Source organism: Aquibaculum arenosum, from assembly GCF_029222965.1.
GTDB lineage: Bacteria > Pseudomonadota > Alphaproteobacteria > Kiloniellales > DSM-21159 > Aquibaculum > Aquibaculum arenosum.
The window spans coordinates 122,362-135,053 of sequence record NZ_JARHUD010000001.1; the positions used below are offsets into that span (position 1 = coordinate 122,362).

General features: G+C 64.8%; 12 protein-coding genes. 9 read left to right on the forward strand and 3 right to left on the reverse strand.

The features are described from left to right. Positions 1-60 precede the first annotated feature (60 nt). The 3 genes from P2G67_RS00530 to P2G67_RS00540 all read left to right on the forward strand — a co-directional run bounded on the left by P2G67_RS00530 (position 61) and on the right by P2G67_RS00540 (position 4,955). Positions 61-603 carry a PRC-barrel domain-containing protein gene (locus P2G67_RS00530; protein ID WP_275818981.1) on the forward strand — a complete coding sequence of 181 codons (543 nt, stop codon included), beginning with the start codon at positions 61-63 and terminating at the stop codon, positions 601-603. A 160-nt stretch (positions 604-763) separates the two neighbouring features. Then, positions 764-1,882 carry an efflux RND transporter periplasmic adaptor subunit gene (locus P2G67_RS00535; RefSeq protein ID WP_275818983.1) on the forward strand — a complete coding sequence of 373 codons (1,119 nt, stop codon included), beginning with the start codon at positions 764-766 and terminating at the stop codon, positions 1,880-1,882. Positions 1,883-1,886: 4 nt separating this feature from the next. Further along, on the forward strand, positions 1,887-4,955 hold the full coding sequence (locus P2G67_RS00540; protein ID WP_275818985.1) for an efflux RND transporter permease subunit: 3,069 nt from the start codon (positions 1,887-1,889) through the stop codon (positions 4,953-4,955). Positions 4,956-4,962: 7 nt separating this feature from the next. Here P2G67_RS00540 and sfsA read toward each other — a convergent pair whose 3' ends face one another. Further along, positions 4,963-5,679 carry a DNA/RNA nuclease SfsA gene (sfsA, locus tag P2G67_RS00545; RefSeq protein ID WP_275818987.1) on the reverse strand — a complete coding sequence of 239 codons (717 nt, stop codon included), beginning with the start codon at positions 5,677-5,679 and terminating at the stop codon, positions 4,963-4,965. 113 nt (positions 5,680-5,792) lie between these two features. Here sfsA and P2G67_RS00550 point away from each other — a divergent pair, with 113 nt between their 5' ends. The 4 genes from P2G67_RS00550 to P2G67_RS00565 all read left to right on the forward strand — a co-directional run bounded on the left by P2G67_RS00550 (position 5,793) and on the right by P2G67_RS00565 (position 8,180). Next, entirely contained in the window at positions 5,793-6,689 is an 897-nt protein-coding gene (locus tag P2G67_RS00550; RefSeq protein WP_275818989.1) for an N-formylglutamate amidohydrolase, read from the forward strand. After that, entirely contained in the window at positions 6,686-7,237 is a 552-nt protein-coding gene (locus tag P2G67_RS00555; protein ID WP_275818991.1) for a GNAT family N-acetyltransferase, read from the forward strand. The genes P2G67_RS00550 and P2G67_RS00555 overlap by 4 nt, the downstream gene beginning before the upstream one ends. A 38-nt stretch (positions 7,238-7,275) precedes the next feature. Next, positions 7,276-7,773 (forward strand): MgtC/SapB family protein, encoded by a 498-nt coding sequence (locus tag P2G67_RS00560; protein WP_275818993.1) that lies wholly within the window; start codon positions 7,276-7,278, stop codon positions 7,771-7,773. Between the two features lie 80 nt (positions 7,774-7,853). Further along, complete coding sequence (locus tag P2G67_RS00565) at positions 7,854-8,180, forward strand: DUF2442 domain-containing protein (protein WP_275818995.1); 327 nt, start codon at positions 7,854-7,856, stop codon at positions 8,178-8,180. A gap of 438 nt (positions 8,181-8,618) precedes the next feature. Here P2G67_RS00565 and P2G67_RS00570 read toward each other — a convergent pair whose 3' ends face one another. Then, positions 8,619-9,005, reverse strand: coding sequence for an ankyrin repeat domain-containing protein (locus P2G67_RS00570; protein WP_275818997.1), 387 nt, complete (start codon positions 9,003-9,005; stop codon positions 8,619-8,621). Positions 9,006-9,256: 251 nt separating this feature from the next. On the opposite strand from P2G67_RS00570, the gene leuC reads away from it, so the two are divergent. Both leuC and leuD read left to right on the forward strand, forming a co-directional pair. Beyond that, complete coding sequence (gene leuC / locus P2G67_RS00575) at positions 9,257-10,666, forward strand: 3-isopropylmalate dehydratase large subunit (protein ID WP_275818999.1); 1,410 nt, start codon at positions 9,257-9,259, stop codon at positions 10,664-10,666. Between the two features lie 23 nt (positions 10,667-10,689). After that, a complete protein-coding gene (gene leuD / locus P2G67_RS00580) occupies positions 10,690-11,298 on the forward strand; it encodes a 3-isopropylmalate dehydratase small subunit (protein WP_275819001.1) in 609 nt (202 codons plus the stop codon). Between the two features lie 44 nt (positions 11,299-11,342). Here leuD and P2G67_RS00585 read toward each other — a convergent pair whose 3' ends face one another. Beyond that, positions 11,343-12,668, reverse strand: a complete 1,326-nt coding sequence (locus tag P2G67_RS00585) for an NAD(P)/FAD-dependent oxidoreductase (RefSeq protein ID WP_275819003.1) — start codon at positions 12,666-12,668, stop codon at positions 11,343-11,345. Positions 12,669-12,692: the final 24 nt, after the last annotated feature.

Sequence of the window (12,692 nt, forward strand, 5' to 3'; positions counted from 1 at the left end):
ACGAACTGCAGCCATCAGATGATAGTCACGCTCGAGGAATGAACCGAGAGGTGACGGACGATGGTAGGCAGGGACGGTACAAGGGGCTCACTGACCACGCTGGTTTTCGCCGGATTGATCGGCGGAGTCCTGACGACACCGGCTGCGGCCGAGGACAACCTTCCGCACCTGGATCCTCACGTTGTTCCCCCAGAGAATGAGCAGATCCGCGGCGCGGAGAATGCTGACCTGGCGGTGATGCTTGCTCCCTTCTCAGCAGAGGGAGAGAACCGGTCTACAGCTCCCAATGACGGCAGCGTCGCACTCATGCCGCTGGACCGCCATCAAGCGGCAGGCTTGTATCATCGCGGCCTGTCGCTGCAGGCGGCAATCGGGGGCGCGCTGCGCGACGCAGATGGAAGCGCCGCGGGCAAGGTGACGGCGGTGCTCGTCGGTGACGGCGAACCTATCGCCCTGCTGGCGCGCAAGGGCGGCTTTCTCGGTTTCGGCGGCCGGGAGTTCGTCGTTCCATTGAGCGCTATTGTGATCGAGGACAGTACGGCAGACAGCCTCAGGCTGGCCGTCAGCGGCGCTCAACTTGCACTGCTGCCCGAATACGATTGACTTCAGATCCTGCTGGCAGGCGCAAAAAACCCCTTGGTCCGCCTTCGTTTCCGGGCCGAAAGTGGTATGGTTCCCGATGGCAGCAGCCTCCTTCCCGACACATCTGACACGGAAGATTATGTTCCCTTTCCCTTTCGGTTTCTCGCGGATCCATTGGCTCTTGCCCCTGAGTGCAGTTCTTCTGCTGACCGCCTGCAGCGAGGCGGAAACCGATGAAACCGATGCGGGGCCGCCGGCTCCTCGGGTGACGGTCATGGAGAGCGAGCTGCAGCCGGTCGAGGATTTGGAGCGCTCTTTGGGGCGGCTGCGCGCGCGTGCCGATACGACCATTTCCGCGGAAGTGGAAGGGCGTCTGATCGAGATCCGGGTCTCCGAGGGCGATGAAGTGGAGCTCGGCGAAGAACTGGCGGTCATCGATCCCCTCGATTTTGAGCTGCAGCTGAGCCAGGCCCGGGCCGAGATCGGGCAATTGACCGCCGAGATCGAGACCAAGGAAGCCGAGGTGGATCGCCAGCGCCAGCTGCGTGAGGGTGGGCACGTGCCGGAAGCTGTGATGCAGCAGACAGAGTCCGACCTCGTCGCCCTGGAGCAGTCTCTGATCATGGCCCGCGCACGGCTGGCAAGCAGTCAGCTCAATCGCGATCGCAGCACCATCCTGGCCCCCTTTGCCGGCCGGATCGACGCCCGCTACGTGAGCGAAGGCGAATACATGTCGGCCGGACAGGAGATGTTCCGCATCGTGCGCGGCGACCGGCTTGAAGTGGAGATGCGATTCCCGGAACGGCTGAGCGACCGGCTGGAGGTTGGTCAGGCGGTTCGGCTTTATGGCAATGGTGCCGACGAGGCCACGGTTGAATCGGAAATATCGGCGCTGCTGCCCACGGTCGGCCAGGATAGCCGTGCGATCGTGGCTCTGGCCGAGCTGAGCAATCCCGGTGATTGGCGACCGGGGGGCAGCGTGCATGCCGAAGTTGTTCTGGAGCTGCGCGAAAGCGTGGTGGTTCCTGGTCAGGCGGTGGTGCTGCGCCCCGACGGTGACGTGGTCTACGTGGAAGAGGAGGGCGTGGCCGTTGAAACACCGGTCGTGCTCGGCCGAAGAACCGCCTCCTGGGTGGAGTTGCGCGAGGGGGTGGAGCCAGGCCAGCGCGTTATCATCGATGGCGCCGGGTTCCTGGCTGACGGCGTTGCGGTAGAGGCGCAGCCGGCGTCTGACGACCAGCTGCCTGATCCGAACGGCAGCGGCGGCGAGCCTCCTGACGCAGCCGAGAGCGAAAGCTGATCCGGTGAATCTGCCCGAAGTCTCCGTCCGCCGTCACGTCCTGGCGGTGATGCTCAGCGCCCTGATCGTGCTTTTCGGAGCGATTTCCATGCGGAGCATCGGCGTGGACCGCATGCCCGACGTGGACTTGCCGGTGATCAGCGTCAGCACGACCTATTCCGGTGCTGATGCGCAGATCGTCGACTCCTCGATCTCGGAGCCTATGGAGCGCGGCGTGAATGCTGTGCCGGGCATTCGCAATATCCGATCGATCTCGGTGCCGGGCGCCTCCATCGTCACGATCACCTTCGAGTTGGGCAAGGACATCGACGTTGCCTTCAACGAGGTGCAGGCGCGCGTAAGCCGCCTGAGCACGCTGCCGGAGGATGCAAACAATCCGGTCATCGAGAAGGTGAACTCGGCTTCGCAGCCGGTGGTCTGGCTGTCTCTGACCGGCGATTGGACGCTGCAGGATCTCGATACCTATGCGCGCCAAGTCATCCGATCGCAGATCCGCAGCGTTTCCGGCGTGGGTGAGATCCAGTATGGCGGCGGTGAGATCCGCAACATCCGCGTCGAGGTCGATCCGGAGAAGCTGGCCGCGCACGACGTCACGGTGACGGAGCTGATCTCCGCGCTGCGCGAAGAGCACGTCATGATGGCGGGTGGGTTTCTCATCGCCGGCCAGCGCGAGGAGCAGATCCAACTCGATCTGGAGTTCCACAACCCCGTCGCCCTGCTCGATCTGCTGATCGCCGAGCAGGAAGGGGCCTTGATCACCCTTGGGGATGTCGCACGCGTCGTCGACGGGACGGCAGACCGACGTCGCCTGTCGCGCTTCAACGGCGAGCCGACCGTTGGCTTGGGCGTGGTCAAGATTCCCGGGGCCAACACTGCTGCCATCGCAGCGGAGATCCGCGAGCGGGTCGAGACTCGTATCGCCCCGGCGCTGCCCCCCGGTCTCGAGCTTTCGATCGCCTATGATGAGTCCGTGTTCATCCAGGAGCAGGTGGAAGGTCTGTTCTTGACGATCTTCCTCGGGGTCGTGCTGACCGCGCTGATGATCTGGTTCTTCCTCAAGAACCTGCGCTCCACCCTCATCGTCTCGCTCTCCATCCCCATATCGCTGATGGCCTCGGTCGCGGTCATCTACTTCTTCGGCTACACGCTCAACTCCGTCACCATGCTGGCGATGCTGCTGCTCATCGGCATCGTGGTGGACGATGCGATCGTGGTGCTGGAAAACATCTACCGGCACCGCGAAAGCGAGGGACGGGGCGCCTGGGATGGCGCTATCGCCGGCAGTGACGAGGTCTTCATGGCCGTCATCGCCACCTCTCTGGCGCTGGTGTCGATCTTTGTCTCTGTGCTGTTTCTCGACGCCATCATCGGGCGCTTCTTCGAATCCTTCGCCGTGGTGGTCACCTTCGGCATTTTGGCCTCCTCCCTGGTCGCGCTAACCCTGGTGCCCATGCTCTGCTCCCGCTTCCTGCAGGTGCGCAAGGACCATGGCCGGGTCTACCGCGCTCTGGAGCGCATTCAGGCGGGGATGGAGAACAGCTACCGGCGTCTGCTCGCACTCACCTTGAAGGCGCGTCTGCCCGTCCTGTTTTTGGTGGCGCTCGCTCTGGCGCTGGCTTTCTGGCCACTGCGCAACATCGATGCGGAGTTTACCCCGCGGGAAGACACCGGACAGTTTACGGTGAGCGTGCAGGCCCCCCTGGGCTCCAGCCTGGACTACACGGCCACGCGCTTGGAACGAGTGGAGGAATTGCTGCAGGCCGACGAGACGGTCGCCACCACCTTTTCGGCCCTGGGGCTGGGCCGGGACGGACAGGTCAGTTCAGGCGTTGTCTTCGTGACACTGGCGGATCGCGATGAGCGGGATGCATCGCAGCAGGAGATCATGGAGCGTCTGCAGCCAAAGCTGGATCAGTTGGCCGGCGTGCGTGCCTTCGCGTCCGACATTCCCTTCCTGGGAGGCGAACGCGGCGAGCCGCTGCAGTTTGTGCTCACCGGCGATGATTTGGGCCGGGTCAACGAACTCTCGTCCGAGCTGCTTGCGCGGCTTGAGAACGATGATGCCTTGAGTTCGGTCGATCTCGAGCTGGAACTCGACCTGCCTCAAGTCCGTCTGGTGATCGATCGCCACCGGGCGCGTAGTCTGGGTCTTTCGGCAGAGCAGATTGCCGAGACAACCAATGCGCTGATGGGCGGTGTCAACGTGGCACGCTACAACGACTGGCCGGGCGACGGCCAGCGCTACAATCTGCGCGTCAAGGCGATCGACGGCACCTTCGAGAGCCCGGAGGACATCAACAAGATTTATCTGCGCACCGGCAGTGGTGAACTGGTGCGTCTGGATACCGTTGCGCACTTCGAGCGGCGAACCGGTCCGGCCGTGATCGCGCGCTATGGCATGACCTATGCCGCGGAGTTCTTCGCAACACCGGCCATCGGACTTGGCGAAGCCATCGAGAGGGTCGAGGCCCACGCCGCCGACCTGCTGCCGCTGGGATACAATCTGGAACTGGTGGGCGAGGCGGAGGAACTGCGCCAGACCGCCGATGCCATGCTCTTCGTGCTGCTGCTGGCGGTGGCGCTGGTCTACATGGTCCTGGCCAGCCAGTTCAATTCCCTGATCCAGCCCTTCTTCATCATGGCGGCCCAGCCCGTGGCGCTGGTCGGCGGGATAGTGGGCATCTGGATCGGCGGTTACAGCCTCAACATTTACTCCATGATCGGCCTGCTGCTTCTGATGGGGCTGGTGACGAAGAACGGCATTCTGTTGGTCGACCTGACCAATCAGTATCGCGAAAAGCGCGATATGGGAGTCGACGAGGCGTTGCTGGCCGCCTGTCCGCTGCGCTTCCGGCCGGTGATCATGACCTCCATGACGCTGGTGCTGGCCATGGTGCCGGCCGTGTTGGGGCTGGGTGCCGGTGCCGATACCACGGCGCCCATGGCAGCGGCGATCATCGGCGGCATGATCACCTCCATGATCCTGACCCTGGTGGTGATACCGGCGCTCTATTCGCTGGTTGAGCGGCCCCGGGCCCGCCGCAGGGCGCGTGCCCGTGAGGCCGAGGCCTGATGCCAGCCTAAAGTGCTCTCTTCCAATCGAAGGCCGTGGGCAGCCAGCGGCGCAGGTCTACGCTTTCGAGGGTGACACTGCAGTCGTAGCAAAGCACCTCGACACCGGCGCGCGCGGCAAGTTCAAGCGCTTCCGCGTAGGCCGGGTCGAGGTCGCCCGCCACGGTGAAGGCCTCGCAGTCCTCGCGCTGCACGATAAAGAGCAGCACCGCGCGGGCGCCTGCGCCAACCATGTCGACGAGTTCTTTCAGATGCCGGGTGCCGCGGGCGGTCACGCTGTCCGGAAAGGCGGCCATGCCGTCGCGCCGCAGGTGGACGTTCTTGATTTCCACATAGCAGGCGGGCCGCTCGGGCCCCTGCAGCAAGAGGTCGATACGGCTGCCCTGGCCGTAACGCACCTCGCGGCGAATCAGGTCATAGCCGGACAGTTCCGGCAGGGCGCCGGCGGCAAGAGCTTCCGGCACGATGCGGTTGGGATTGCTGGTGTTGACCGGGACGAGCACTCCGTCGGCGCGCACCATCTCCCAGGACCAGGCGAGCTTGCGCTTGGGGTCACTGTTCCCGGCCAGCCAGACCTCGGCCCCCTCGGCTAGCAGGCCCAGCATGGAGCCGGGGTTGGCGCAGTGGGCGGTGACCTCCCGGCCGTCATCCAGGCGCACATCGGCCAGAAAGCGCTTGTAGCGGCGCAGCAGTCGGCCGCGGTGGAGGGGGCTGGGCAAATCCATTGTCTCGCCTGATCTGGAAGGAGGGGCGCAAGGGGCAGGGTGATTGCGATGAGTGACACGCACACCCCTTTCACGTAAACCTGGAAGAGAAGCATTCGCAACTTTGGACAGCCATGGACGCGTCCGTCGCCGTCTCCGACACACAGCCCTTCATTGCGGGACACGAGGTTCTGCAGCCGGCCCGGCAGACCCTGCCGCTGGTGCTGTCTTCGCCGCACAGCGGGTCCCGCTACCCGTCGGAGTTCCTCGCAGCCTCCAGGCTCGACCCGCTTATGCTGCGCCGGTCGGAAGACAGCTTCGTGGATGAGATCTTCGCTTGCGCGCCGCAGCTGGGCGCGCCGCTCCTACGTGCGCACTTCCCGCGGGCCTTCGTCGATCCCAACCGCGAACCCTATGAACTCGATCCGGCGATGTTCGATGCGCCCTTGCCGGACTTCGCCAACACCCGCTCGCCCAGGGTGGCGGCGGGGCTGGGCACCATCGCGCGCGTTGTCGCCAATGGGGCGGAGATCTATCGCGGTAAGCTGGCGCTCTCCGAAGCGCTGGAGCGTATCCGGCTCTACTACTACCCCTATCATCGAAACCTGACCGAGCTGATCGACGCAACGCGCCGTCGCTTCGGCTACTGCATTTTGCTGGATTGCCACTCCATGCCCTCGACCACAGGCAGCCGTGACTCGGGTGGTATGCAGCAAGCGGCGGATTTTGTGCTGGGCGACTGCTATGGCACGGCCTGTGCGCCGACGCTGACCGAGGCGGCGCTGGAGAACCTGCGCGGCGCTGGCTATCGGGTACGCCGCAATAAGCCCTATTCCGGCGGTTTCGTGACCCGCCACTACGGCCGGCCCAACGAAGGCGTGCATGCGCTGCAGATTGAGATTAATCGCGCCCTCTACATGGACGAGGCTGCCATTCGCCGCCGCCCAGGGCTCCGCCGTCTCGCCGGTCTGATGCCGGGACTGCTGGAGGCCCTGGCGACCGTGGATTCCAAGGATCTGATTGCACAATGACCAGTGAATCTCCGGCACTGCCCGGTGTAGAGATTGGCAGTCCGCTGGAGGCCGACCTCGAACCCATGCGCCTTATCTACGCGCGTGAGGTCGAGCAGGGGACGGCCTCCTTCGAACTGGCGCCGCCGGATGGAGCGGATTTTGCCCGGCGCTGTCGCACGGTGCTCGACGCGGGCTTGCCCTGGCTTGTCGCCAAGCGGGACGAACAGGTGCTGGGCTATGCCTATGCCGGCGTCTATCGGCCGCGCCCGGCCTATCGTTTCACGGTCGAGGATTCGGTCTATGTGCATCCGGCGGCCCGCGGCCAGGGTCTTGGCCGGGCGCTGCTGGCCGCCGTGGTCGACGAAGCCACCCGGGCCGGGCGGCGCCAGATGGTGGCGGTGGTGGGCGACAGTGCCAACACCGGCTCCATTGCCCTGCACGAGGCCCTGGGGTTTCGCCGGGTCGGTACCTTCGAGAACGTCGGTTTCAAGTTCGGACGTTGGCTCGATACAGTGCTGTTGCAACGGCCGCTGGGCGAGGGGGCCAGCCGACCGCCCCAAGATTGAATCCGGGCTGCCTCCGGCCCGACATCGGGAGAGTTGGCATGGAATCCTCGCTGCTCGACGTGACCTCTTGGCCCTATCTGCCGCTGGACACCATCGCAATCCGCCTGTTGCTTGCCGCGATGATGGGCGCCGTGATTGGCTTCGAGCGGGAGTGGCGCCGTCGTCCGGCCGGTTTGCGCACGCATATCCTCGTGTCCTTGGCCAGCGCGCTCTTCTCGATCCTCACGCTGGAGATCACCCACGCGGACATCATTCAGGGCGACAACATTCGCGTCGACCCCATCCGCATGATCGAGGCCGTGACCGCCGGGGTGGCCTTCCTCGCGGCCGGCGCGATCATCCAGTCTCGCGGCAGCGTGAAGGGTCTGACCACGGGGGCGGGGCTCTGGCTGGCTGGCGCCGTCGGGGTTGCCTGTGGCCTCGGCCTTTGGTCCGTCGGGGCGATTGCCATGGCGACCGGCCTGATCGTCATGGTGCTGTTGGGGCGCCTCGAACAGCGCTTTACCAAGGGGCGGGAAGACCCGGAGGACCAGTAGCGGGGACCTGGGGCTGCATTAACCTGAACCCGTCTGATGCTGATGCTGCCTCGCTCCCCTGGCGCGATGGAGGGACATACATGGCTGAGTTGAGCGATGCCGCAATCGATGCTGCGCTGGAGCGAGGCCGAATTGCGCGAGCCAATGAGCCGCGCGCTGCCGCTGCACGCTATGGCAGTGCAGCGGATCGAGTGATCGTCGATTTGGAGAATGGCTGCACCTTTGCCTTCCCGCCGCATCTGGCGCAGGGCCTTGAAGCGGCTTCCCAGGACCAGCTCGCTGCTGTGGAAATTTTTGGGCAGGGCTACGGTTTGCACTGGGAAGCGCTGGACGTCGACCTTTCCTTGCCGGACCTGATGGCGGGTCTCTTCGGAACGAAAGCATGGATGGCGCGTCGTGCCGGGTAAGCCACGTCTGCTGCCAAAGCAGCCGCATCGCGTGCCAATGGATCCAAAGGGGGGCGGCCTCGCAAGGCGGCACATCAGTAGGGCGCCAGTCGCCGGTGTGGCCTCTGGGATGGCCAAAAAAAAGGCCGTGCGCGAGGCACGGCCCAAGTCTAGGGAGGAAACGCCCTTAGAGACGTGCGGCAGAAGCAACCTGAGTCGTTCATGCCGCAATGCAGTATATGTCTCATGAGACGCTGCAATGCAACAAAAAAATTTACCGTTTGTATGCGATCCTATGAAAATCGTGGCAAACGCAGGCGGTTAGCCATAACTGCCGCCCATGTTGCAAAGCAGCATAAGCTGTGCTGCGTCGCTGAACCTCTTCTTGCGCAAGAACGTGGCAAGAGTTAGGCCGATCAAACTTGCGCCCGGTCGGTCGCCGAAAGCCGCCGGCCGGGGTCACCCCTGGGCGGCCTGAATGACGGCCTTGATGTCGGCAGCGCTGGCGGACCAGTCGGCCCAGGCCGCGGCGCGGTAGCCCCAACGATTCTCCCGTTCCGGATCCACACCTTCGGCCAGAAGCAGTTCCACCACCGGCAGATGGCCATTGGCGGCAGCCAGCATGAGGGGGGTGTTGCCAACGTCGCTGGTGCAATCCGCCGTGGCGCCGCGCGCAAGCAGCAGGCGCAGCAACTCGGCGTGCCCGCCCGCAGCGGCGCGGTGGGTGAGGCTCACGCCGAAGCGGTCCTCCGCCTGCGCACTGGCTCCCGCTTCCAGGGCCTTTGTCACGCCAGCCAGATCGCCCCGGTCCACCAGGGCGAAAAGAGTCTTGTTGTCGACGGTCATATCGATCCCCTCCCACATTTCGCCGATCTTCTTCAAGCATCTGTCGGCGTCAAGAACGCATCCCTTACGCAAATGCATAGCGCCCTTGCGTCATGCGACGCAATGAAGTTTCCGAGAATTGCGATGCCGGGGGGCAGGCGCTATTCTCCGGTTCCGTAGAACAGGCGCTGCGACGAGGGCGAATGCGTGCGCCGGCGCAGCTTTGCTGTGCTCAGTCCAATTCCTTGAGCCCCTTCGGGAGAGAGAGAGTCATGGCCGCACCGCGGACACTGTTCGATAAGATCTGGGATGCCCACGTGGTTGATCGACAGGAGGACGGCACCTGCCTTCTCTACATCGATCGTCACCTCGTGCATGAGGTGACCTCGCCCCAGGCATTCGAAGGTCTCCGCTTGGCTGGCCGCAAGGTCCGCCGCCCGGACGCCACGCTGGCGGTGCCCGACCACAACGTGCCCACCAGCAATCGGGCCCAGGGCATCGCGGACGAGGAAAGCCGGATTCAGGTCGACACCTTGACCAAGAACTGCGCCGATTTCGACGTGCCCTTCATCCCCATGAATGACGTGCGCCAGGGCATCGTGCATATCATTGGGCCGGAGCAGGGCCTGACCCAGCCGGGGATGACCATCGTCTGTGGCGACAGCCATACCTCGACCCACGGTGCATTCGGGGCCTTGGCCTTCGGTATCGGCACCAGCGAGGTGGAGCACGTTCTGGCCACCCAGACGCTGTACCAGCGCCCGGCCAAGAACATGCGCGTCAGCGTGGACGGGCCACTGCCGGTCGGCATCACTTCCAAGGACCTGATCCTGGCGATCATCGGCCGTCTGGGAACCGCAGGGGGCACGGGGCACGTCATCGAGTACGCCGGTGAGGCGATTCGCAGCCTTTCCATGGAAGGGCGCATGACGGTGTGCAACATGTCCATCGAGGCGGGCGCGCGTGCCGGCCTGATTGCGCCGGATGACACCACCTTCGAGTATCTCAAGGGGCGGGTGTTTTCACCCAAGGGCGCGGCCTGGGAACAGGCCGTGGAGCTGTGGCGCAGCCTGCCGTCCGACGAGGGCGCGCACTACGACAAGGAAGTGCACCTTTCCGCCTCGGAGATCGAGCCCCTGGTCACCTGGGGCACCTCCCCGGAAGACGTGCTGCCGATCACCGGCAGCATTCCCGGGCCCGAAGCGGGTCGCGACGCCAACAAGGCCAAGGCGATCGAACGTTCCCTGGAGTACATGGGGCTGAAGGCCGGGCAGAAGCTGACCGACGTGGCCATCGACAAGGTCTTCATCGGCTCCTGCACCAACGGCCGCATCGAGGACCTGCGTGAAGTGGCGCAGGTGGTCGAGGGCCGTAGGGTCGCCGAAAGCGTCTATGCCATGATCGTTCCGGGCTCCGGCCTGGTGAAGGAACAGGCGGAAGCCGAGGGGCTGGATCGCATTTTTACGGAAGCCGGCTTCGATTGGCGTGAGCCGGGCTGTTCCATGTGCCTGGCGATGAACGCGGACAAGCTGGAGCCGGGCGAGCGCTGCGCCTCCACCTCCAACCGCAACTTCGAGGGCCGCCAGGGCCCCGGTGGCCGGACCCACCTGATGAGCCCCGCCATGGCCGCCGCCGCGGCCATCTACGGTCACCTGGCCGACGTGCGCGAACTGGCCTGCTGAGACGGCGATAAAGGACGAGAAAAATGGAAAAGTTTGACAAGCTCACCGCCGTCGCCGCACCGCTGCCGATGGTGAACGTCGACACCGACATGATCATCCCGGCGCGCTTCCTGAAGACGATCAAGCGCACCGGTCTGTCGGAAGGGCTGTTCTACGCCCTGCGCCACAATCAGGATGGCAGCCGCAAGGACTTCGTGCTCGACCGCCCGGCCTACAAGGACGCCAAGATTCTCATTGCCGGCGACAACTTCGGCTGCGGCTCCTCGCGCGAGCATGCCCCCTGGGCGCTCCTCGATGCCGGCATCCGCTGCGTCATCGCGCCCTCTTTTGCCGACATCTTCCACAACAACTGCTTCAAGAACGGCATCCTGCCCGTCGTGCTGCCAGAAGAGCAGGTCAACAAGCTGATGGAAGCGGCAGAGCGTGGCGCCAACGCCACCATGACCGTGGACCTGGAAAGCCAGACCATCGAGGGTCCGGACGGCGAAGTCATCCCCTTCGAGGTGGATGCCTGGAAGAAGCACTGCCTGCTGAACGGCCTCGACGACGTGGGCCAGACCCTGCAGAAGGCCCCGGCCATCGACTCCTTCGAGGCCAAGCAGCAGGCCAGCCAGCCCTGGCTCTACGCGTAAGGGGCATTTAGTTCAGCCGCTCTCCGCGCAGGCAAAGGGCAGGATCAATAGATCTCCAGCCGTGGCTTGCTGCCATCGGAATAGCGGTTGAATCGGAACGGCGTCGGGTCGACGCAGGGCGGGGCGCCGGTGACGAGCTCGGCCATGAGTTTGCCGGCACCGGGCCCGATGCCGAAGCCGTGGCCGGAGAAGCCGGTGGCGACGAAAAAGCCCGGCTGCTGCTCCACCTCGGAGATGACCGGAACCGCATCCGGGGTGACGTCGATCATGCCGGCCCAGGCTTGGGCGATCTGGGCCTGCTGGAACACGGGGAAGAGCTGGCGCAGGTCGTCCCAGGCCTCCTGATTGATCGAGTCCACCGGATCGGGATCGAGGCAGCGATTTGCCTCGAAGGGGGAGGGGGCGTCGAGTGCCCAGCGTTTGGGCCGGCGCAGTTCCTCGATAAAGCGGCTGCTGAGCTTGAGCTTCAGACTGCCGCGTTCGGCGCGCAGGGCCGGCAGGAACTGGAAGAAGAAGGCGAAGTGGTCCGGCACGATCTCCGCCAGGTTGGCGTGGCCGTTGGCGATGCTGTAACCGCCGTCCAGGCGCTTGCGCAATGCCACCTTCGGGGTCCAGAGATTGCTGTCCGGCCCGCCCTCCACAGGTGTCGTGCGGAAGACCGAAGCCCGCACGGTGAGCTGCGGCAGCGTCAGGCTATGGCGCGCGCAGAAGAGCCGCGACCAGGCTCCGCCCGCCAGTACCACCGAGGAGCAGGCAATACGCCCGCGCTCGGTGATCACCGCCGACACGCGTCCGGCCTCGCTTTCCAGGCCGCGCACGGCGCAACGGGTGAAGAGTTTTGCGCCCAAACGTTGGGCCGCGCTGGCGATGGCCGGGGCGGCTTTCTGCGGCTCGGCGCGCCCGTCGCTCGGCGTTAGCAGTCCCGCCTTGTAGGTTCGAGTCGCGCCGGGCATGAGCGCTTCCAGCTCCGCGCCGGTGACGAGGCGCGAATCCACCTGATGCGCCTTGGCCATGGCCAGCCAGCGCTCGAAGCCCTCTGCCTTCGCGTCACTGTCCGCCAAATAGGCGATGCCCGGTCGCCGCAAGCCGGTATCCGCTCCGGTCTTGGCGTTCATCTCGTCCCAGAGGCGCTGGGCTTCCTGGATCAGGGGCATTTCCCGGCTGTCGCGGCCGGTGGTGCGCACCCAGCCCCAGTTGCGGCTCGACTGCTCGCAGGCGACCTCGCCCTTTTCGCACAGCGCCACGGAGACACCCCGCTCGGCCAGGAAGAGCGCGGTGCAGGTGCCGATAATGCCGGCGCCAATGACAACGACATCGACCTTGTCCGGTAGCTGCTCATGCGGGGTAACGGGATCGATAACAGGACCCATCTGCTCGTTCTCTCCTGGCTGCTG